This is a genomic window from Bifidobacterium sp. CP2 (assembly GCF_018555635.1).
Lineage (GTDB): Bacteria > Actinomycetota > Actinomycetes > Actinomycetales > Bifidobacteriaceae > Bifidobacterium > Bifidobacterium saguinibicoloris.
This window is the reverse complement of the sequence record NZ_JAFEJX010000007.1, coordinates 89631-110677: the sequence shown is the minus strand read 5'-3', so window position 1 is coordinate 110677 and position 21047 is coordinate 89631. Positions and strand designations below refer to the sequence as shown.

The window sequence follows — 21047 nt, the reverse complement described above, 5'->3', positions numbered from 1 at the left end:
CCGTCCACAGGCGAAGTGAGCGGCTTGCCGCGAAGGCCGCCGGCGAAGAAGACGAGCCGCTACTTGCGAGGCTTCTTCACCGGCGGCTCGCCCAGTTCGCTGTCCTGGACGATGATCTCGGCTGCGGCCTCGGTCTCGGCCTTGGCCTCCTTGGCGGCTTCGCGGGCGGCTTCCACCGTCTCCTTGGCGGCGCGGACGGCGGCCGCGGCGGCGGCGAAGTGAATCTTGCCCACCACGCGGCCGGCCTCGGCGATGTCGTCCAGCGCGCCGGCCAGCGATTCGCGCACGTCGTCGGCCACGCCGAGCGTGACGGACAGGATCGGCGTCTTCATCGAGACCTTCGCCTTGGACTTGATGCCGCGCAGCGCGGCCAGAGCCTCGCCGGCGTGGGTGAGCAGCTCGGGCGCGACCTTGAACGCGGCGGCCTCGTACACGTCCGGAGTCGGCCAGGCGGCGCGGTGCACGGAACCGGAGCCCGCGTGCATCCAGCTCCACACCTCTTCGGTGGCGTACGGCAGGTACGGCGCGAGCAGACGGGTGAACGCATCGAGGCCGAGACCCAGAGCCGTGCGGGCGGACTTCACCGCGGCCTCGGAGGGCACGTGGCCGGTGGCGTCGGCAGTGCCGTACGCGCGGTTCTTCACCAGCTCGATGTAGTCGTCGCAGAACTGCCAGAAGTAGTTCTCGATGGCCTCGAGCGCCTTGGAGTGCTCGTAGTGGTCGAGCGCGGCGGTGGCCTCGCGCACCACGAGCGCCATCTTCGCCATGGCGGCGCGGTCGAGCGGCTCGGTCACGTCGGCCGGGTTCCACGTCACCTCGGCGGCATCGGAGACGTGGTGGTTCTCGTCCTCGCGGCCGATCGCCAGCGCGAACTTGGTGGCGTTGAGCAGCTTGATGGCGAGACGGCGGCCGATCTTCATCTGGCCCTCGTCGTACGTGGCGTCGAGGCCGAGGCGCGCGGCGGCGGCCCAGTAGCGCACCGCGTCGGCGCCGAACTGCTTGATCGGCTTGTCCGGCACGACGACGTTGCCCTTGGACTTCGACATCTTCTTGTGGTCCGGGTCGAGGATCCAGCCGGAGAGCGTGGTGTGCTTCCACGGCAGGCACTTGTTCTCGAGGTGCGCGCGGTCCACGGAGCTGAACAGCCAGGTGCGGATGATGTCCTGGCCCTGCGGGCGCAGGTCCATCGGGAACGTGGCCTTGAACAGGGCCTTGGAAGCCTCGTCCTGCTCCTCCCAGTGGGTCACGATCTGCGGGGTGAGCGAGGAGGTCGCCCACGTGTCCATGATGTCCTTCTCGGCGGTGAAGCCGCCGGGCACGTCACGCTGGTCCTCGGTGTAGCCGGCCGGCACGTCGCTGGTCGGGTCGATCGGCAGGATGTCCTCGCTCGGCGTGATCGGGTGGTCGTAGTCCGCCGAGCCGTCTTCGAGCACCGGGTACCACAGCGGGAACGGCACGCCGAAGAAGCGCTGGCGGGAGATCAGCCAGTCGCCGTTGAGGCCGTGCACCCAGTTCTCGTAGCGCACGCGCATGAAGTCGGGGTGGAAGTTCAGTTCGCGGCCGCGTTCGATGAGCTCGGCGTTGAGCTTCTGGTCGGTGCCGCCGTTCTTGAGGTACCACTGGCGGGAGGTGACGATCTCGAGCGGCTTGTCGCCCTTCTCGTAGAAGTTCGTCATACGCTTCGTGGGGGTGGGCTCGCCGTCCAGGTCGCCGGACTCACGCAGGTGGTCGACGATGATCTTGCGGGCGGAGAACGTGGTCTTGCCTTCGGTCTCCTCGAAGATGGCCTTGCCGCCTTCGTCGGTGATCCAGTCCGGCACGTTCATGATGATGCGGCCGTTGCGCTGGATGATCGGTCGGGTCGGCAGGTTGAGGTCGCGCCACCATTCGACGTCGGTCACGTCGCCGAAGGTGCAGCACATGGCGATGCCGGCGCCCTTGTCCATCTCGGCCGCCGGGTGGGCCAGGATCGGCACCTTCACCTTGAACAGCGGGGAGTAGACGTACTGGCCGAAGTACTGCTTGTAGCGCTCGTCGTCCGGGTGCGCGATGAGCGCGCCGCAGGCGGCCAGCAGCTCGGGGCGGGTGGTCTCGATGTAGATCGGGGTGCCGTCCTCGAAGCGGAACGCGACCTTGTGGTAGAAGCCCGGGTATTCGCGGGATTCGAGCTCGGCCTGGGCCACGGCGGTCTGGAACGTCACGTCCCACAGGCCCGGCGCGTCCTTCTGGTAGGCCTCGCCGCGGGCGAGGTTGCGCAGGAACGCCTTCTGGGCCACGCGGCGCGGGTGCTCGCCGATGGTGTGGTAGGTCTGCGACCAGTCGATGGACAGGCCCAGTTCGCGCCACAGCGCCTCGAACAGCTTCTCGTCCTCGGCGGTGAGCTTCTCGCACAGTTCGATGAAGTTCTGGCGGGAGCAGGGGACCTGGTCCTTCGCGTCGACCTTCTTGCCTTCGGTGCCTTCGAACGGCGGCTTGAAGTCCGGATCGTACTTGAGGGAGGTGTCGACGCGCACGCCGTAGTAGTTCTGCACGCGGCGTTCGGTGGGCAGGCCGTTGTCGTCCCAGCCCATCGGGTAGAACACGTCGAAGCCCTGCATGCGCTTGAAGCGGGCGATGACGTCGGTGTGCGTGTAGGAGAACACGTGGCCGACGTGCAGGTGGCCGGAGACGGTGGGCGGCGGGGTGTCGATGGAGTACACGGCCTTGCGGTCGCGGGTGTCGTTGAACTTGTACGTGCCCTGTTCGTCCCAGACGGCGCGCCACTTGTCTTCGAGACCGTCGACGCCCACGCGGTCGGGCAGCGCGGTCAGGTTCGCGGTGATGGTTTTGGCTTCAGTCATACACGCGAGTTTATGCACGATTGGTGACAACGCGCGGTGTTCCGCCCCTCACGCGCTTCAGGGGCGGAACGGTGTCACCGCTTGACGACGTCGGCGAGCGGCAGCAGGTCGTCCGTCATCGACGTGGGGTAGCCGGACGTCTTCGTCGACGCGGCCACGGCGGTGCGTTTCGCGTACAGCCAGTCGCTGCCGGCGTCCTCGCTCACCGTGCGCGCGAACGTCTTGAGCCCGGCCTCGTAGTCCTCGGCGTTGGTGGCTCTGATGGCCGTCTGGTACTGCTGCTGCGCGTCGCCGTTCGTGTAGTGGGAGGTGGAGTTCGCGTCCGCGAAGGCCGCGGTGCCGTCCACGCCGTCCAACGTGTCGAGCATGAGGTTGAACGTGCGGGCGTCCACGCGCTGCTTGATCTGGTCGGCGTCCAGCGTCTCCACGTTCACCTTGAGCCCGGCGGACGTGAGCTGGTCGGCGATGCCCTGCGCGAGCGGCTGCATCTCGGCCGTGGTGATGAACTGGAACGTGCCCAGGTAGCGGGAGGAGAAGTAGGTGAGCATCTGCTGCGCCTTCGTCTTGTCGTACGCGTTCACGGACGTGAGGTCCTCGTAGCCGGGTTCGAGCGGCCCCGCGGGGCCGCCGAGCAGTTGCGCCACGTCGGCGCGGCCCTGCGTGAGCGCCTGCTTGTCGATGAGCATGGTGACGGCCTGGCGCACGCGCGGGATGGACAGGATCGATTCGGTGTCGTTGTTGTACAGGAGCACCACTTTGCGGGTGCTGGTCCCGTCCTTGACCGTGAACGAGGGATCGTCCTTGAGGGCGTCCGCGTTGGCCGGGTCGTCGGGGATGGCCACGTCGATGCCGCCGTATTCGGCGGCCTTGACGAGCGCGCCGTCGTCGGCGAAGTACTTGAGTTTGACGACGTTGGTCTTCGCGTCGCCGTCCTTGCGCGCCTGGAACGTGAGGACGCCGTCCTGGAAGCCGGCCACGGTGAACGGTCCGGAGCCCACTGCCTCCTTGGCGTAGTTGATTTTCGCCTCGCTGTCGTACACGATGCCGAGATGTCCGGCGAGGGTGCGCGGCAGGGTGGCGTCCGGCTCCTTCAGCGCGATTTTCACTGTGGTGGGGTTCGGGTTGGTCACCGATTCGAGCGCGGCGAGTTTGGTGTCCGCGTCCGGCCAGTTGCCTTGGACGGCCTGCTGGAGCGACCAGACCACGTCGGACGAGTCGAGCGTGTGTCCGTTGGAGAACGTGCGGCCGCCGTCGATGGTGAGGGTGAGGGTCCTGCCGTCCTGCGACGTCTTCCACGACGAGGCGACGCCGGCGGTGAGTTGGTTCTTCGCGTCGCGCGAGAGGAGCGTTTCGTACACGTTGCCGATGAGCGCGCGGGTGGCGGCGCCGTCCGTCGACGTGCGGACGTCCAGCGATTCCGGCGCTCCGACGAGTCCGACGGTGACGGCGGAGTCCGATTTCACCGTGCCTTCGCCGGGCAGGGCGATGACGTGCCGTTGCATGAGCGACCATCCGGTCCAGACGAGTGCGCCCAACGCCGCCGCCACCACGATGAAGATCAGCCAACTGACCAGGCCCTGCCTGCTATCCCTATGCATGCCCTCCAGTCTACCGAGGGGCGGATGGGGAGCGGTGGTTCGGTCGGGTTCGCCGTCCGTTCCTACAGAATCGGACGTGCCGGGGGTCGTGCTGCGGGGGTGTGCCGTCCGTTTCTGTAGGATTGGACGGAATCGGGGTCGTGCTGCCGCGTTCTTTGTCCGATTCTTCAGAATCGGACGTGTCGGAGGTCATGCGGCTGGGTGTTTCGTCCGTTTCTGCAGAATCGGACGTATCGGGGGTCGTGCGGCTGCGTGTGGCGTCCGTTCCTGCAGAATCGGACGTATCGGACGGGAGCAGGCGGGCGGAAACGGCGGAATCTGCAGAATCGGACGGACGGACCCTACACGGACGCGGCGGGACAGGTGTCGGCGAGTGGGCAGACGGCGCAGTCGGGGCGTCGCGCATGACAGACGGCTCGGCCGTGCAGGATGAGCCGATGGCTCAGGTCGGTCCAGTCCTCCGGCGGGAAGCAGGCGGTGATCTCCCGCTCGATGGCCACCGGATCGGGGTGCGCGTCGCGCCAGTCGGCGCGCCAACGCAACCGGCCGGTCACACGCATCACATGCGTGTCCACGGGAAAGCCCGGAATATGGAACGCATTGCCGAGCACGACGTTCGCGGTCTTGCGCCCCACGCCCGGAAGACTCGTCAGCTCGGCCATCGCACGCGGCACCTCGCCGTCGAACCGCTCGTCCAACGCGGCGGCGAGGCCAAGCAGATGCTTCGTCTTGGACCGGTAGAAGCCGAGCGGATGGATGATGTCCTCGACGTCCTGTGGGTTCGCGGCCGCCAGATCGGCGGCCTGGGGGAACCGCGCGAACAGTTCCGGCGTGACCGTGTTGACGCGTTTGTCGGTGGTCTGGGCGCTCAGGACGGTGGCGACGAGCAGCTGCAGTGGCGTGGAGAAGTCCAGCGCGCACTTCGGCTCCGGGTAGAGCGTGCGCAGGATGTCGTATTCGGCGTGCATGCGCGCGATGCGCGACTTCTTCGATTCACGTGCCATGACGGTTCCTTCGGCGAAATTGATGTTCGGACGCGTCCAGCATGTGGACGTCAGGGCGTGGTGTCCGCATGGTGAAACGTCGTTGTGCGGGTGGTGCCGGATCGTTGAGGCGATGCAGACGGGAGGCGGGAATGCCGGTGGGTCTGGTGGTGCCGGTGGGCCGGTGGGATGGCGTCAGGGGAATGCGATGCGACGGTCGCCGACGCGGCCTACCGGTGCGCCGTATGCGTCACTCGTCGATGGGGGCGTGCTTCGCGGCTGATTTCGCGGCCGACTCCTCCGACTCGTCGTCCGGCGGGTCGAAGCGGTAGCCCACGTTGCGCACCGTGCCGATGAGATGCTCGTATTCGCCGCCGAGCTTGGCGCGCAGACGACGGATGTGCACGTCCACCGTGCGCGTGCCGCCGTAGTAGTCGTAGCCCCACACCTCCTGCAGCAGCTGGGCGCGCGTGAACACGCGGCCCGGATGCTGCACCAGGTACTTGAGCAGCTCGAACTCCTTGTAGGCCAGGTCGATGGGGCGGCCATGCAGGGATGCGGTGTAGCCGTTGGTGTCCACGATGAGGTCGCCGGAGCGGATCTGCCCGTCCTCCGTGGTGACGCCCTTGTCCGCGGCGCCGCCGGCGGATGCGGCGGGCGCCGCGTTGCCGCGTTCGGACACCAGACGCAGGCGGCCCTCCACCTCGGCCGGGGATGCGGAGGTGACCACCACGTCCGCGATGCCCCACTGCGAATTGACGACGGTGAACCCGCCTTCGGTGAGCACCAGCACGATGGGCGTGGACAGGCCGGAGGCGTGGATGAGGTTGCACAAGGTCTTGGCGGTGGCCAGATCGTCGCGCGCGTCCAGGAACAGGATGGTGTTCTCCGGCATCTTGACCAGGCTTGCCGCGTCCATCGGCAGCACGCGCACGCGGTGGGAGAGCAGGGCGAGCGAAGGCAGCACGGATGCGGGGTTGCTGGCGAACGTCATCAACGTCAGATCAGTCACGTAGCGCCCCTCTCATTTCGATTGACCTTGCGAAGATCGTGGAACGGCTGGCCGTTCTCGAAACTCGTTGCGGAAACCTTTGCGAATTCTGTGATTATTGTACGCGCATGCGGCGGACACATAATGTTCATCTTTGTGACAACTGGAGGCAATAATCGCACACTAACGCGCATCGGGACCGCATGCCGGAACAGGGGCGCGTGGAAGGGACAACAGGAGGGACGTGGGAGTCGTCGGCGGACGCGACGGGAGTCGGACGGAAACGGGCGGCATCGGACGGCCGTCGGCGGACGGCGTCGGATGGCATCGGACGGCCGCGGGGCGGGTGGCATGAGACGGCATCGGACGGAGCGGACGACCGTCGGCGGGCGACGGAAGTGGGCATGACATGCCGGCGGGCGGTCGGCTATACTGGTACCTCGTAATTTCAGCTAGGCGTAGGCGGCGTGTGGAAACGCTGGTCGAGGCCCATCCCGCGTAACGGGCGGAACCGAGAGAGCCGCCGTGGGATGAACTATATGACGCACATTATGATTTCGATGATCATCCAATCGTTGCTTATTTCCGTCTCCGTGGCCATGGACGCGTTCGCCGTCTCCATCGGCAAGGGGCTCACCGTGCAGAAGGCCCGATTCACGGACGCCCTGAAATGCGGCCTGTGGTTCGGCGGATTCCAGGCCCTGTTCCCCACGCTCGGCTTCCTCGCCGCATCCGCGTTCGCCTCGTACGTGACCGCTCGTACGTGACCGCCGTGGACCACTGGATCATCTTCGGACTGCTCGCGGTCATCGGCGGCAACATGATCCGCGAGGCGTTCGAGGAACCCGAGGAGAACGCCAAGGAGACCCCGCAGTTCGACTGGCGGCACATGCTGCCCCTCGCCGTCGCGTGCAGCATCGACGCCTTCGCCGTGGGCGTGAGCCTCGGCCTCATGAACATCAACATCGTGTTCGCCATCGCCTCGATGGGCATCGTGACCGGGCTGTTCTCCATGGCCGGCATCTACATCGGCCGCGCGTTCGGCTCCCGCTGGCAGACGCCCTCGCAGATCGCGGGCGGCGTGGTGCTCATCCTCATCGGCCTGAAGGTGCTGCTCGAACATCTGGGGTTCATCGCGTTCTGACGGCGGTGCGCTGATGGTGCGCCGGGGTGCGCCGGGGTGCGCCGGGGTGCGCTGTATCGGTGGCGCGCGGTGCGGGAGCGCGGTGCGGGAGCGTGGTGCGGCGGATGAGGTGTGCCAAGAGGCCGGGACGTTGTTCGCGGGCCCGGCGGCTTGCCGTGGCACGGGGTTCGTCGCCTTACGTGCCGTCATACGTGTTCCGGGCCTGTCGTAATGGCCGCTTCCGATGGCCTCGATGGCGTTCGAAGCCGGGGCGGCGCCACGCACCTTTCGTGATGACTGGCGAATTGTGGCTTCGGAATGAAGATTCCGGAGCCACAGTGCTTCCGGGCCATGGCCTATTGGGCTGGAATGTGTGATGCGGCCTTGTGGTTGTTCAGGCGCCGGTATTCGTGGACCTGGAACGGTATGCGATGGGGTTTCCTTGTTCCGGCCCGTGGCTTATTGGGCTGGAACAAGGAAATGGCTGTACTGGTTGTTCCAGGGCCAATATTCGTGGACCCGGAACATGGATTTGGAGTGGTTGTGCGTTCCGGCCCATGGTCCATTGGTCCGGAACGGGTGATGTGACCTTGTGGCTGTTCAAGGGCCAGCATTCGTGGATCCGGAACGATGTGCGATGGGCGTCGTTCCGTTCCGGCCCATGGCCTATCGGACCGGAACGAATCGATTGGGCGGATTATCCGTTCCGGGGCCAACGGTCAGGCGAGGATCTGCAGCAGCAGCGCGGCCGCGAACACCACCAGACCGAAGAACATCACCGGCAGCATGGCCACGCCCAGCCAAGGGGCGCGCGCATCCGGGGCCGCATCGAGCTCGCGCAGCCACCAGGACGACGAGACCGCCAGCACCACGGCGAACACGACCATCGCCGCGACGATGCCGAACGCCGGGGCGAACCCGGTGCCCACACCCGCGGTCACATACGGAATGAAGAACCATCCGGCCAAGGAGATCGAGGCGGCGCCGCCCGTCATGCAATGGGACAGGGCCCGGATGAGATGGGAGCGTTCCTCACGCAGCATCTGGCGCGCGAACGAGACGATGGTCAGCACCACCAGCAGGCCGGCCACGGCCGCGGCCCATCGGGCCAGCGGATACGTGCCGGCGAGCAGACCGTCGTCGGCAGCATCGTCCGGCACATGCGCGTACACGCCGTACACCTGCACGGTCGCGGCGGCCAGCGACAGCGCACCGGCGATCAGGCCGATCGCACGGTCGATGAGCGTGGCGCGGAACGGCCAGCACACGTGGAACGTGATGAGGATCGCGGCCATGATCAGCAGCGTGAGCACCGGCATGAACGGCGAATCGCCCACGCCGGACGGGCCCAGACCCCACGCGGCGCCGACCGCCAGAAGCAGGACATAGGCAAGCGCCTGCGCGCCCAGCATCGCGCCGCGCTTCGCATTCCACGTGCTTACGGTTCCATCAGCCATGATCAACTCCATCACTGCCACTGTGTTCGTCGATTAACTGCCATAATCCTACCCACAGCAGGGGAGGAAGGCACATTTCCCTCGCCGCGGCGTCGCCCGGGCAAGCGAAAGGGGCGTGCATCCGAAGATGCACGCCCCTCAGGACTCACGTCAGCGAGACCGGATTACCGCGATGCCCACATGGGTTCGCAGGCCCGCGGCGGACGGCTCACTTGGAAGCCGCGGCGAGACGCTCGCGCGCCTCCTTGATCTCCTTCTCGGCGACGTCGGCGCCGGTCCAGTAATCGCCCGGGAGGACCTCCTTGTTGGGCTCCAGAGCCTTGTACTGCTCGAAGAAGTGCTTGATCTCCTTGAGGTGGAACTCGTTGACGTCCTTGACGTCCTGGATGCCGTCGTAGCGGACGTCGGCCGGCACGCACAGCACCTTGTCGTCGCCGCCCTCTTCGTCCTCCATGTGGTACAGACCCACGGCGCGGCACTCGACCACGCAGCCCGGGAACACGGAGTTGTTCACCATGACGAGCGCGTCCAGCGGATCGCCGTCCTCGCCCAGGGTGCCCTCGATGTAGCCGTAGTCATCCGGGTAGCCCATGGCGGTGAACAGCTCGCGGTCCAGGAAGACGCGGCCGGTCTCCTGGTCCACTTCGTACTTGTTCTTGGAACCGCGCGGAATCTCGACCACGACGTTGAAGGTTTCTGCCATATCGATGCTCCTTTATCGAATCATTCCGATGGAACGGGTATTGCCGCTACCCACAATAGCGCGAAACGCCCCGCCCCGCGACGTATCGCAGGGCGGGGCGGGGCGTTTCAGGGAACGAGGTCAGCGGCTCACTCGCCGAATTCGTGGACCACGGTGAACACGTGCGCCACGTCGGCCCACGGGGCCAGGGAGACGAAGTTGTCCCAGCTCCATGCGAAGTCGCGGCCGGTGAGCTCGTCGTGCATGTGGGCGCCCCACTCCGGGTCGACCTCGAACTCCGGCATCTCGAAGTGGACCATGGCCTGATGCGCGTTGTGGCAGTCGAGGTTGACCACCACGACCAGCGTCTCCGGCTTGCCGGACTTGGTGAGTGCGGCCGGCGTGTGGCGGGCGAAGGCCAGGATGTTCGGATCCGAGGTCTCCAGCACGTGCACGTTGTGGTAGCTGAACGCCTCCACGTGCTCGCGGCGGATGCGGTTGAGCGAGGTGAGCAGCTCGGCGATGCCGAACTTGTCGGCCTTGCTCCAGTCGCGGACCTTCACCTCGTACTTCTCGTTGTCGATCTGTTCCTCGAAGCCCGGACGCTGCTTGTTCTCGATGAGTTCGAAGCCGTTGTAGATGCCCCAGCTCGGGGAGCCCATGGCGGCGAGCACGGCGCGCACCGCGTGGCCGGCGATGCCGTTGTCGCGCACGTAGGCGGTGAGGATGTCCGGCGTGGTGGGCCAGAACGTGTTGTGCTGGTAGTAGCCGTCGTCGCCGTTCGTCTCGGCCAGGTACTCGGCCAGCTCCTCCTTGGTGTTGCGCCAGGGGAAGTAGCAGTGCGACTGCGTGAAGCCCACGTAGCTCAGGGCGCGCATCATGCCCGGGCGGGTGAACGCCTCGGCGAGGAACAGCACCTCCGGGTGCTTCTTGGTGACCGCCGCGATGACGTCCTGCCAGAAGCGCACCGGCTTGGTGTGCGGGTTGTCGACGCGGAAGATGGTCACGCCCGCCTCGATCCACAGGTCCATGATGCGTTCGACTTCCTTCTCGATGCCGGCCATGTCGGCGTTGAAGTCGATCGGGTAGATGTCCTGGTACTTCTTCGGCGGGTTCTCCGCGTAGGCGATGGTGCCGTCCGGCTTGGTGCGGAACCAGTTCGGGTGCGCCTTGACCCACGGGTGGTCGGGGGAGCACTGCAGCGCGAAGTCGAGCGCGATCTCCAGTCCCAGCTCATGCGCCTTCGCGCACAGGGCCTTGAAGTCGTCCATCGTGCCGAGCAGCGGGTCCACGGTGTCGTGGCCGCCTTCGGCGGAGCCGATGCCGAACGGGGAGCCCGGATCGTCCGGTCCGGCCACGAGCGTGTTGTTGCGGCCCTTGCGGTTCGTCACGCCGATGGGGAAGATCGGCGGCAGGTACACGATGTCGAAGCCTTCCGCTTTGGCGCGTTCGAGGCCGGCCACGGAGGTCTTCAGCGTGCCCTGCACGATCTTGCCGGTCTCCTGATCCACGTAGGCGCCTTCGGAGCGCGGGAAGAACTGGTACCAGGCGGCGAAGCTGGACTTCGGACGCTGCACGAGGAAGCGCTGCGGCGTGCTGGAGGACAGGCCGTCGCGCAGCGGGTTGGTCTCGTGCAGGGCGGTGACCTCGTCGCCGGTGGCGGCGGCGAGACGCTGCTCGGGCGTGAGGGTCTCGTCCGCCATGGTCTTGGCGGCCGCCTCGAGCGCCTTGCGCTGCGGGGCCTTGAGCTTCGCGTCCGGGGTCTTGGCCCAGCGCTCCAGCAGCTGCGCGCCGGAGATCAGGGCGTTCTCCACGTCGTCGTTCACCTTCACCTTGATGGCCGCGTCATGCAGCCAGGACTTGTAGGTGTCCTCCCAGCCCTCGATGGTGACGGTCCATTCGCCGAGTTGGCGCTTGATCTGCGCGAACTCCGGCTCCCACGGCTTGACGTCGGAATGCTCGCCGCAGGTGAGGGTCACCGCCCAGCGGTCCAGACCCGGGTTGACGCAGGTCATGGGCAGACGCTGCATCTCCTTGCCGCGATGGTTGCGCACCACCGCGGTGGCGCCCACCTTGGTGCGGCCTTCGATGAACACCTGCGCGGTGACCTCGAACGGCTCGCCCAGTTCGACGCGCGCCGGGTACGTGCCGCGCTCCTCGTTCGGGGTGACGTCCATGATGTTGATGCGGCCGAATTGGCCGGGCTCCGTGACCGGGATGGACGGTGCGGGAATCTCCCCCGCGACGGTGACGGTCATCTGCGCGGGCTTGGAGGATCGCGCGGTCCTGCGGCGGGTCTTGGCGCCGGTCGTCCTGCGCGTGGCGCGCTTCGTCTTCGTGGTTGCGGTTTCGGCCTTCTCCTCAGCGGCCTTCTGCGTATCTTCTGTTGTCACTTCATGCTCGGTCGTCGTCTTCGACATGGCGGCCTTCTCCTTACTTCTTGGATGATGTTGCCATCGTTCTCATTGTATGTAGGGGGTCGTCGAATCGCACGTTTGTCCCATGAATTCCGTGCAAGGCCGCGGCGTGCGCCGCGGACGGCCGGTCCGTCCGATGTGGACAACCCGGTGGACTACGGCGATGGGCCTGTGGACAACCCCGTCCGAAACAGTCCGGAAACGGCGTCATGTGGATAACCCGCCCCACCGGTTATCCACAACACGCCCGAGGGGAGGGGCTCCGACCACAGGCCTTGGGAAACCGGTCATCCCGGCGCCCGGGCGACCATGCTGGAACCACCTCCCGCGGCCGGGCGGCCGCACCGGGGGAGCGGCGGCGCGCGACGATGCATCGCCGCCGACGGTACGACAACGACGCAACGCCATCGGACAACGAAACAACCATCGGACCGAACGGTCCGGCAACGACCACACGCCGCACGTGTGGGGAAGGAACCATCATGACCGCACCATCACGCCGCCTCGCGGCCGTCGTCGCGCTGCTCGCGGCGATCGCCATGACACTCGGCATCGCACCCACGGCATCGGCCGTCAGCCTCGCGCACCCGCCGAACGGCACCTACCTCGTCTACAAGCTCGGCACGAAGACCCTCTACCTGGGCGCCATCGCCATCGCCGGCGACGGACGCCTCGTCTACTGTGTGGAAGCCGGAAAGGACTCCGACTACAGCCACAACGGCGAACAGGCCATCGGCGACGGCGGCGCCGTACGCAAACTCGCCTGGCTCGCCGACCGCTACCAAGGCAGCCGCGACGCCGTCACGCATGCCGCCATCGGATTCCTCGTCCACCGCGAACTCGACGCGGACGCGGGCGGCGCATGGACCGCCAGACGCGACGCCGTGCGTCGGCAACACGGCGACGCCCCCGAAACCCGCGCCGCGCAACTGTGGGAGGAGGCGAACGCGAACGTGCCCGTCAAAGCCAAAGTCGACGCCGACATGACCGACGGCATCCGCGCCGGCTGGGCGGACGCGCGCGTCGCCGCCGCCTCGGGCGCGGCGCTCGCCGGTGTCTCCTACACGCTGCGCATCCAAGGCCCCGCGGAATTCGTCGGGGACGACGGCGCGCTCGCCGGCAAACGCGTGGACGGCGTCACCGGCGCGGAGACGAAACGCCACGCATGGCGGGCCACCGGCGAAGGCGAGGTGCAGGTGTTCGCCTCCTACGACCATCCGCAGGCCAACCGCGTGGACAGCGCCCAGGACTTCCTGACCTTCGGCGGCCAGGGGCGTCACGAGGAGAAGGGCGTCTCCTTCCGCGTACGCAAGGAGTTCAACCCCGCCGTCACCACCGTGGCGTCCGCGAAGATCGTGGACGCCGGACAGCCCGTCATGGACAGGGTCACCTCCACCGTGACCGGCGAGGACAGCCACTGGCCGGCCGGGCTCGAACTCACCGCGCACGGCTATTACTTCGACTCGATCCCCGCGAGCCGGCTCGTGGACCGCATGCAGCCGAAGAAGGGCGAGACCGTCGAGGAGTTCCTTGCGCGCATCGAACGGCGCGGCTACACGCCGGCCGCATGGGGCGAGACCACGTTCACCGGTCCCGGACAGACGAACGAGGTGACCGCGCACGCCGAGGACGGCGCGGAATATACGGCTCCCGGACGCGGCGGCATCGGCACGTGGGTGTGGGTGTTCGACCAGTCCCGCCAGAGCGACGAAGCGCGGCCCTACGTCGCCGGCGACTCGCTCAGCGCGTTCCTCGACCAGACCGAGACCAACTCGAACCGCGCGAAGGTCGAGGTGGAATCCTCCGTCACCGAGCACACCGCGCACGTCGGCTCGCATCTGAGCGACACCATCACCGTGGGCGGCTTCCCCGACGACCACGGCCTGTTCGCCGGTGACGAGACGTACGGCATCGGCGCCGACGAGCCTTTCGCGCAGGTGAGCGTCTGGTGGGCGGGCGACCCGTCCAACCCGTCGAACGACGCCGCGTACAAGCCGTCCGGCGCGGAACCTCCCGCCGCCGACGACGCCAACCATCGTCTGGTGGGCACGTGGGAGTATCCGGCCGTCAACGGCGTGATCCGCGTGGGCGGCGGCGTGGCGGACGCGCACGGCACCCCGGTGGAGATCGTCGCCGAATCGCACGGATGGTACGTGTTCGTGTGGAGCTTCAAGGGCGACGACCGGGTCATGCCCGCGTCCAGCCGGTACGACGACCAGTGGGAGATGACGTACGTGGACGACGAGCCCGATGAGCCGGAGGAGGAAGAGGAGGAAGAAGAGGAGCCGGAGGAACCCGAGGAGCCGGAGGAACCGGAGGAACCCGACGAGCCGCTGCCGGCGACCGGCACGGACGTGGCCGTGGCCGTCGGTTCGTCCGCGGCGCTGATCGTGGCGGGAGGCGTCATGATCGTGGTGGTCCGGCGTCGGCGCGAGCTCCAGGACGCCTGAGGCGTGTCGCCGGTGGACGGGCCTCGTGTGAAAATGAAAAACGCTAGGAATCGTATGATTCCTAGCGTTTTTCCATTGGTAGCGGGGCATGGATTTGAACCATGGACCTCTGGGTTATGAGCCCAGCGAGCTACCGAGCTGCTCCACCCCGCGTCGGCTTGTCTGTGCGACAGCTCTATCTAAGATAGGGGCAAACGGGTATTTGTCAATTCCGAGGTGCGTCATCGGCGTGTCGCGTTGTTTCCGGGGCTGTTGTCCGGGAATTGTTGTGCTGGCCATCTCTCAGCGCAAGGTTTCCCGGAGGTTGCCCGTTGGTTCCGGGTTTTCTTGTGCTGACCATCTCTCAGCGCAAGGATTCCCGGGGTTGGTGTGGGGTCGCCGGGAATTGTTGTGCTGGCTAAGTCTCAGCGCAAGGATTCCCGGAGGTTGCCCGTTGGTTCCGGGTTTTCTTGTGCTGGCTAAGTCTCAGCGCAAGGATTCCCGGAAGATGGTCGCCGGTTCCGGGAATCCTTGCGCCGCCCGTCGCCCCATCGCCGTTTCAACCGGTCATAAGCAGCCGCTATGGCGGTTGCGCGGAGGACGGCATGCGGCATATCCGCTGCAAGGACATAATTGGATGCATGCCTATCAAGATTCCCAGCGGCCTTCCGGCCAGAGCCATACTCGACTCGGAGCGCATCTTCGCGCTCGAGAAGCCAGAGGCGGAGCGTCAGCGCGTCCGTCCGCTCAGACTGGTGATCCTGAACCTCATGCCCAAGAAGATCGAGACCGAGACGCAGCTGCTGCGCCTCATCTCGAAGAGCCCGCTGCAGGTGGAGGTCGATTTCATGAAGACTTCCACGCATGAGGCCACGCATGTGAGCCACGACCATCTGGTCAAGTTCTACGAGACGCTCGACGCGTTCAAGGACAACTACTACGACGGTTTCGTCGTGACCGGCGCGCCCGTGGAGCATCTGCCGTTCGACGAGGTCGACTATTGGGACGAGTTCAAGACGATCCTCGACTGGGCCTCCACCCACGTGTTCTCCACGATGTACCTGTGCTGGGGCGCGATGGGCGCGCTCAACTACCGCTACGGCGTGCGCAAGGTCGACTACGCCGAGAAGGTGTTCGGTGTCTTCCCGCAGTATCTGCAGGACGAGTACTGCTTCCTGACGAACGGCTTCGACGAGATCGCCCTGCAGCCGCATTCGCGCCTCGCGGGCGTCGACGAGGACGACGTCAGGGCCAATCCCGACCTGCAGATCCTCACGTGGGGCCCGCGGTCCGGCCCGGGCCTCATCGCCACGCGCGACTTCTCCGAGGTGTTCGCGCTCGGCCACTGGGAGTACGGCAAGTACACCCTCGCCGAGGAGTACGAGCGCGACATGAAGAAGGGATTGGACAATGTGCCGTTCCCGGAGAACTACTTCCCGCACGACGACCCGTCGATCGAGCCGTTGTTCGCGTGGCGCGCCCACGCGAACCTGCTGTGGCGCAACTGGCTCAACTGGGTGTACCAGACCACGCCGTACGACCTGACGGAAGTGCCGGAGCTGCGTGCGGAGAAGCGTCTCGGCACCGACCGTTCGATCCGCCATGAGCCGGGCGGCCCGCGCAAGGACGGGTTCGCCCCGTTCGCGCACGACGGGTACGGCGTGATCCGCGGCTGACGCGTCGCGTCGTCGCCGTCCGATGCCGTGCGTCCGATGGCGCGACGTCGGTGGAGGCCGTCCGATTGGCGGACCGCGTCGTGTCCGCCAATCGGACCGAAAGACGTCCGTATCGTGGACGCAACCTTTCCGGAAGGAGGGCCTTCGACGCAAGCGCCCGGAAGACCGACGGACGCGCGCCGTCGCACGGCGGAACACGCCGTTTTCCCCCGTGTTCCGGCCGGACGGCCGGAAAACGGTCGCACACGCCCAAATCGGGCATCGCGCAAACGGATGTCGAATAGCCGCAAACCCGCGAAACGCCAAGGAAACGGCACGAAACGGACGAACTTGCCGCATGACGGGGAACGGGCTTGAAATTGTCCGAACGCAGGACAACAATCACACTTCAGTCATTCGGAGCCGAATGCGTGGGAGGTGCCATTCGGATCGGACGGGCCTCTCCGCATACGGCTGCGGACCGGCGGAACGAACGGATGCGCACGAGGCGTACGCCATCGCCCGGACGCAGGGCGCGACGGTAACCTTTCGGACATATTCGCCCCTTCACCGGGTATAGATTGACAGTCGATTTCAAGAAGCAGGAGGAGCGAATGATTGGTGCTGCAATAAGCTCACTGACACTGGCAAGCGCGACGCAGCCGGAATACCCGAGCGTCAACGACTTCCTCCCCGAACCGTTCCTGTTCGACGGGACGCCGTTCGCCATCAACCGCATCATCATGGTGCGCATCATCGCCACCATCATCATGCTGCTGGTGCTGGGCATCACCGCCAAGCGCGTGAAGCTCATCCCCGGCCGCTGGCAGGGCGCCGTCGAATGGCTCATCGAATTCGTCCGCGACCAGATCGTCTATCAGGTGATGGGCGAGGTGCGCGGCAAGCGTTACGTGCCGATGATCACCACCGTGTTCTGCACGCTGCTCGTGTTCAACCTGTGCGGCATCATCCCGGGCTTCAACATCGCGGCCTCCGCCACGATCACGCTGCCGCTGGTGTTCGCCATGTGGTGCTTCTTCCAGTACTGGATCGCCGGCATCCGCGAGAAGGGGCTGCTCCACTTCCTGCGCGACGAGCTCTTCCCGAAGGGCGTGCCGTGGCCGATCTACATCCTGCTGTCCCCGATCCAGCTGTTCGAGCTGCTCATCATCCGCCCGTTCTCGCTGACGATCCGACTCTTCGCCAACATGGTCTCCGGCCACCTCATCCTGGCCCTGTGCCTGTCGGCCACCCAGTTCTTCCTCATCGACATCGCCAACAAGGCCATGGCCCCCTTCGGCATCATCACGTTCGCCGCGGGCACGTTCATGTTCCTCTTCGAGGCGTTGGTCGCCTGCCTGCAGGCCTACATCTTCGCGATCCTCACCACCGCGTACATCAACATGAGCTTCCCGGAGGCCGACTGACCCCGGGCATCCCGGGTCCTCCAACCGGCCGCGGGCATATAAACACGTTGCTCTCAAGGCAATAAGCAAGAAAGGAAACAACCATGGATATCGTCACCCTCGCCGCGGTTGCCGGCAACCTGAACGTCGTGGGCTACGGCCTCGCCGCCATCGGCCCCGGCATCGGTCTGGGCATCCTGATCGGCAAGACCATCGAGAGCACGGCCCGTCAGCCCGAGCTCGGCGGCCGCCTGCAGACCCTGATGTTCCTTGGTCTGGCGTTCGTCGAGGTGCTGGCGCTGCTCGGCTTCGTGCTCGCCTTCATCAAGTAAGTCGGGACACCGAACACCAACGACTTTCCAAGGGAAATGAAAGGAGGAAGACGGTATGGAGCTGTTTCTGCCCGAGACGTATGACATCGTCTGGTCGCTGATCATCCTGGTCATCGTCGCCGCATTCTTCTACAAGTACTTCCTGCCGAAGTTCCAGGCCGTGTTCGACGAGCGCGCCGCCAAGATCGAAGGCGGCATCGCGAAGGCGGAGCAGGCGCAGAAGGACGCCGACGAGGCCAAGGCCAAGTACGAGGCCCAGCTGAGCACCGCCCGCGTGGAAGCGGCCAAGATCCGCGACGACGCGCGCGCCGAAGCCTCGCACATCATCGCCGACGCCCGCTCCCGCGCCGAATCCGACGCGGCCCAGATCACCGCCAACGCGCAGCGTTCCATCGAATCGCAGCAGCAGCAGGCCCTGGTCTCCCTGAAGGGCGAGGTCGGCACGCTGGCCACCGCTCTGGCCGGCAAGATCCTGGGCGCGAAGCTCCAGGAGAAGGACGTGCAGTCGTCGATGATCGATTCGATGCTCGACGAGCTGGACAAGCAGTGATGGCGGACGCCGTCAACCGTAAGCAGAAAGGGAGGTGACCATGCGAGGAGAGGCATCGCGCATCGCAGACCGCGAGTCGCGTGACTCGCTGGCCCCCAAGCTGCGCGACTCCGGCAAGGACGCGTGGCGGATCGGCAACGAGCTGTTCAAGATCACCGGCGTGCTGGACCGCAACCTCGCGCTCGAACGCGCCCTGACCGACCCCTCCAGGCCGGTGGCCGATAAGGTCGCCGTCCTCAAGGAGCTGTTCCAGGGCAACGAACACCCGGTGACCATGGAGATCATGACCGACCTGGTCTCCCGCCGCTGGTCCCGCGCGAAGGACATCGCCAACGCGGTGGAGGACTTCGGCGTGGACGCCATGATGTACTACGCGGACGTCACCGACGCCACGCTGCAGGTGTCCATCGAACTGTCCGAACTGCACTCCGCCCTGCTGGGACTGCCCGTCGTGCGCGCCAAGCTGTACGACGACCAGGCCCCGAGCGAAGCCCGCGTGAAGCTGTTCCACGAAGTGTTCGACGGCAAGGGCCTCAACCCGATCACGGTGAGGCTCGCCGAACACGCGACCTGCAACCTGCGTCGTCGCCGCTACCTGGAGACCATCCAGTGGCTGATCAACAAGTTCTCGCGCCACATGGGCGAATCGATGGTCACCGTGACCACCGCCAGCCCGCTGACGAAGGAACAGATCCAGCGACTGACGAAGATCTACTCGGCGAAGGCCGGGCGCCCGGTGCACATCAACTCGGTGGTCGACCCGAGCGTGCTCGGCGGCATGCGCGTGCAGATCGGCGACGAGGTCACGGACAACACCGTGGTCGCCCAGCTGCAGCACCTGCACCGCACGGTCAACGCCGACGCCTGAACCACAACAAGTCCCGGCCCGCATGCGGGCCGCTAGGACCGACTGACAAGACTTGGTAACCCAAGAGAAAACAATGAAGGAGTGATCATGGCAGAACTGACCATCGATCCCGCCTCGATCCGCAAGGCCCTCGACGACTTCGTGTCGTCGTACCAGCCGAGCAGCACGCCCACCCAGGAGGTGGGTTATGTCGCCACGGCCGGTGATGGCATCGCGCACGTGACGGGATTGCCTGGTTGCATGGCCAATGAGCTGCTGACGTTCGAAGACGGCACGCTCGGCCTGGCGTTCAACCTTGACGCCCGTGAGATCGGCGTGGTTATCCTCGGCGATTTCGCTGGAATCGAGGAGGGCCAGGAAGTGCGCCGCACCGGCGAAGTGCTCTCCGTGCCCGTCGGCGACGGCTACCTCGGTCGCGTCGTGGACCCGCTGGGCAAGCCGATCGACGGCCTCGGCGAGATCAAGTGCGACGAACGCCGCATCCTCGAGGCCCAGGCCCCGGACGTGATGCACCGCCACCCGGTCGACGAGCCGCTGTCCACCGGCCTCAAGGCCATCGACGCGATGACCCCGATCGGCCGCGGCCAGCGCCAGCTCATCATCGGCGACCGCCAGACCGGCAAGACCGCCATCGCCATCGATACCATCATCAACCAGAAGGCGAACTGGGAGTCCGGCGACCCGAAGAAGCAGGTGCGCTGCATCTACGTGGCCGTGGGCCAGAAGGGCTCCACCATCGCCTCCGTGCGTCAGAGCCTCGAGGACGCGGGCGCCATGGAGTACACCACCATCGTGGCCTCCCCGGCATCCGACTCCGCCGGCTTCAAGTACATCGCCCCGTACACCGGCTCGGCCATCGGCCAGCACTGGATGTACAACGGCAAGCACGTGCTCATCGTCTTCGACGACCTGTCGAAGCAGGCCGAGGCCTACCGCTCGATCTCGCTGCTGCTCCGCCGCCCGCCGGGGCGCGAGGCCTACCCGGGTGACGTCTTCTACCTGCACTCCCGTCTGCTCGAACGCTGCGCGAAGGTCTCCGACGACCTCGGCGGCGGCTCGATGACGGGTCTGCCGATCGTCGAGACCAAGGCGAACGACGTGTCCGCCTACATCCCGACCAACGTGATCTCCATCACCGACGGCCAGATCTTCCTCCAGTCCGATCTGTTCAACGCCAACCAGCGTCCCGCCGTGGACGTCGGCATCTCCGTGTCCCGAGTGGGCGGCGCCGCGCAGACCAAGGCCCTGAAGAAGGTCTCCGGCACGCTGAAGATCTCCCTGGCGCAGTACCGTTCGCTGGAATCCTTCGCGATGTTCGCGTCCGATCTGGACGCCGCGTCCAAGGCCCAGCTGACCCGAGGCGCCCACCTGACCGAGCTGCTCAAGCAGCCGCAGTTCCACCCGTACTCGATGGAGCAGGAGGTCGTGTCCGTCTGGACCGGCACCCACGGCAAGCTCGACGACCTCGAGCTGAAGGACGTGCTCCCGTTCGAGCAGGGACTGCTGGACTACCTTGATCACAACACCGATATCCTCAAGACCATCCGTGAGACCGAGGACTTCACGGCGGACACCGAGGCGGCCCTCGACAAGGCCGTCGACGCGTTCCGCGCGACCTTCGTCTCCTCCAGCGGCAAGCCGCTGGTCGAGAAGAAGCCCGACGTGTCCAAGGCCACTCCGGTGGACCAGGAAAAGATCGTGGCGGGAGAGAAATAA

14 protein-coding genes, 1 tRNA gene and 1 pseudogene are annotated in these 21047 nt (G+C 66.1%); 8 read left to right on the top strand and 8 right to left on the bottom strand.

Translation table 11 applies throughout. From position 1 onward, the window contains the following. Positions 1–59 precede the first annotated feature (59 nt). From valS to JS531_RS07110, 4 genes are all read right to left on the bottom strand, one after another. Entirely contained in the window at positions 60–2840 is a 2781-nt protein-coding gene (valS, locus tag JS531_RS07125) for a valine--tRNA ligase (protein WP_214314494.1), read from the bottom strand. A gap of 74 nt (positions 2841–2914) precedes the next feature. Continuing rightward, positions 2915–4438, bottom strand: coding sequence for an ABC transporter substrate-binding protein (locus JS531_RS07120; RefSeq protein WP_214314492.1), 1524 nt, complete (start codon positions 4436–4438; stop codon positions 2915–2917). A 341-nt stretch (positions 4439–4779) separates the two neighbouring features. Further along, on the bottom strand, positions 4780–5442 hold the full coding sequence (nth, locus tag JS531_RS07115; RefSeq protein WP_214314490.1) for an endonuclease III: 663 nt from the start codon (positions 5440–5442) through the stop codon (positions 4780–4782). Between the two features lie 229 nt (positions 5443–5671). Next, positions 5672–6415: a response regulator transcription factor gene (locus JS531_RS07110; protein ID WP_214314590.1), complete on the bottom strand. Its 744-nt coding sequence runs from the start codon at positions 6413–6415 to the stop codon at positions 5672–5674. A gap of 548 nt (positions 6416–6963) precedes the next feature. On the opposite strand from JS531_RS07110, the pseudogene JS531_RS07105 reads away from it, so the two are divergent. After that, positions 6964–7556 (top strand): annotated as a pseudogene (locus JS531_RS07105) (manganese efflux pump MntP family protein). 698 nt (positions 7557–8254) lie between these two features. Here the strand turns inward: JS531_RS07105 and JS531_RS07100 are convergent. From JS531_RS07100 to JS531_RS07090, 3 genes are all read right to left on the bottom strand, one after another. Next, positions 8255–8992 (bottom strand): hypothetical protein, encoded by a 738-nt coding sequence (locus tag JS531_RS07100; RefSeq protein WP_214314488.1) that lies wholly within the window; start codon positions 8990–8992, stop codon positions 8255–8257. A gap of 208 nt (positions 8993–9200) precedes the next feature. Then, positions 9201–9695, bottom strand: coding sequence for an inorganic diphosphatase (locus JS531_RS07095; protein ID WP_214314486.1), 495 nt, complete (start codon positions 9693–9695; stop codon positions 9201–9203). 128 nt (positions 9696–9823) lie between these two features. Beyond that, positions 9824–12094 (bottom strand): alpha-1,4-glucan--maltose-1-phosphate maltosyltransferase, encoded by a 2271-nt coding sequence (locus tag JS531_RS07090; RefSeq protein ID WP_214314484.1) that lies wholly within the window; start codon positions 12092–12094, stop codon positions 9824–9826. A gap of 479 nt (positions 12095–12573) precedes the next feature. Between JS531_RS07090 and JS531_RS07085 the strand changes: the two genes are divergently transcribed. Continuing rightward, complete coding sequence (locus tag JS531_RS07085) at positions 12574–14541, top strand: cell surface protein (RefSeq protein ID WP_214314482.1); 1968 nt, start codon at positions 12574–12576, stop codon at positions 14539–14541. Between the two features lie 76 nt (positions 14542–14617). Here the strand turns inward: JS531_RS07085 and JS531_RS07080 are convergent. Then, positions 14618–14694, bottom strand: a tRNA-Met gene (locus JS531_RS07080). Positions 14695–15161: 467 nt separating this feature from the next. Between JS531_RS07080 and metA the strand changes: the two genes are divergently transcribed. The 6 genes from metA to atpA all read left to right on the top strand — a co-directional run bounded on the left by metA (position 15162) and on the right by atpA (position 21047). Continuing rightward, on the top strand, positions 15162–16196 hold the full coding sequence (gene metA / locus JS531_RS07075; protein WP_214314480.1) for a homoserine O-succinyltransferase: 1035 nt from the start codon (positions 15162–15164) through the stop codon (positions 16194–16196). 593 nt (positions 16197–16789) lie between these two features. Next, positions 16790–17602, top strand: a complete 813-nt coding sequence (gene atpB / locus JS531_RS07070; protein ID WP_214314478.1) for a F0F1 ATP synthase subunit A — start codon at positions 16790–16792, stop codon at positions 17600–17602. Positions 17603–17685: 83 nt separating this feature from the next. After that, positions 17686–17913 carry an ATP synthase F0 subunit C gene (gene atpE, locus JS531_RS07065; RefSeq protein ID WP_214314476.1) on the top strand — a complete coding sequence of 76 codons (228 nt, stop codon included), beginning with the start codon at positions 17686–17688 and terminating at the stop codon, positions 17911–17913. A gap of 55 nt (positions 17914–17968) precedes the next feature. Beyond that, complete coding sequence (locus JS531_RS07060; RefSeq protein ID WP_214314468.1) at positions 17969–18463, top strand: F0F1 ATP synthase subunit B; 495 nt, start codon at positions 17969–17971, stop codon at positions 18461–18463. Positions 18464–18503: 40 nt separating this feature from the next. Continuing rightward, a complete protein-coding gene (locus JS531_RS07055; RefSeq protein ID WP_214314466.1) occupies positions 18504–19331 on the top strand; it encodes a F0F1 ATP synthase subunit delta in 828 nt (275 codons plus the stop codon). A gap of 87 nt (positions 19332–19418) precedes the next feature. Further along, positions 19419–21047 carry a F0F1 ATP synthase subunit alpha gene (gene atpA / locus JS531_RS07050; protein WP_214314464.1) on the top strand — a complete coding sequence of 543 codons (1629 nt, stop codon included), beginning with the start codon at positions 19419–19421 and terminating at the stop codon, positions 21045–21047.

Bases quoted from the DNA above. Each gene is read 5' to 3' on its own strand.
- valS (WP_214314494.1), bottom strand. From the start codon at position 2,840: ATGACTGAAGCCAAAACCATCACCGCGAACCTGACCGCGCTGCCCGAC.
- JS531_RS07120 (WP_214314492.1), bottom strand. From the start codon at position 4,438: ATGCATAGGGATAGCAGGCAGGGCCTGGTCAGTTGGCTGATCTTCATC.
- nth (WP_214314490.1), bottom strand. From the start codon at position 5,442: ATGGCACGTGAATCGAAGAAGTCGCGCATCGCGCGCATGCACGCCGAA.
- JS531_RS07110 (WP_214314590.1), bottom strand. From the start codon at position 6,415: ATGACGTTCGCCAGCAACCCCGCATCCGTGCTGCCTTCGCTCGCCCTG.
- JS531_RS07100 (WP_214314488.1), bottom strand. From the start codon at position 8,992: ATGGCTGATGGAACCGTAAGCACGTGGAATGCGAAGCGCGGCGCGATG.
- JS531_RS07095 (WP_214314486.1), bottom strand. From the start codon at position 9,695: ATGGCAGAAACCTTCAACGTCGTGGTCGAGATTCCGCGCGGTTCCAAG.
- JS531_RS07090 (WP_214314484.1), bottom strand. From the start codon at position 12,094: ATGTCGAAGACGACGACCGAGCATGAAGTGACAACAGAAGATACGCAG.
- JS531_RS07085 (WP_214314482.1), top strand. From the start codon at position 12,574: ATGACCGCACCATCACGCCGCCTCGCGGCCGTCGTCGCGCTGCTCGCG.
- metA (WP_214314480.1), top strand. From the start codon at position 15,162: ATGCCTATCAAGATTCCCAGCGGCCTTCCGGCCAGAGCCATACTCGAC.
- atpB (WP_214314478.1), top strand. From the start codon at position 16,790: ATGATTGGTGCTGCAATAAGCTCACTGACACTGGCAAGCGCGACGCAG.
- atpE (WP_214314476.1), top strand. From the start codon at position 17,686: ATGGATATCGTCACCCTCGCCGCGGTTGCCGGCAACCTGAACGTCGTG.
- JS531_RS07060 (WP_214314468.1), top strand. From the start codon at position 17,969: ATGGAGCTGTTTCTGCCCGAGACGTATGACATCGTCTGGTCGCTGATC.
- JS531_RS07055 (WP_214314466.1), top strand. From the start codon at position 18,504: ATGCGAGGAGAGGCATCGCGCATCGCAGACCGCGAGTCGCGTGACTCG.
- atpA (WP_214314464.1), top strand. From the start codon at position 19,419: ATGGCAGAACTGACCATCGATCCCGCCTCGATCCGCAAGGCCCTCGAC.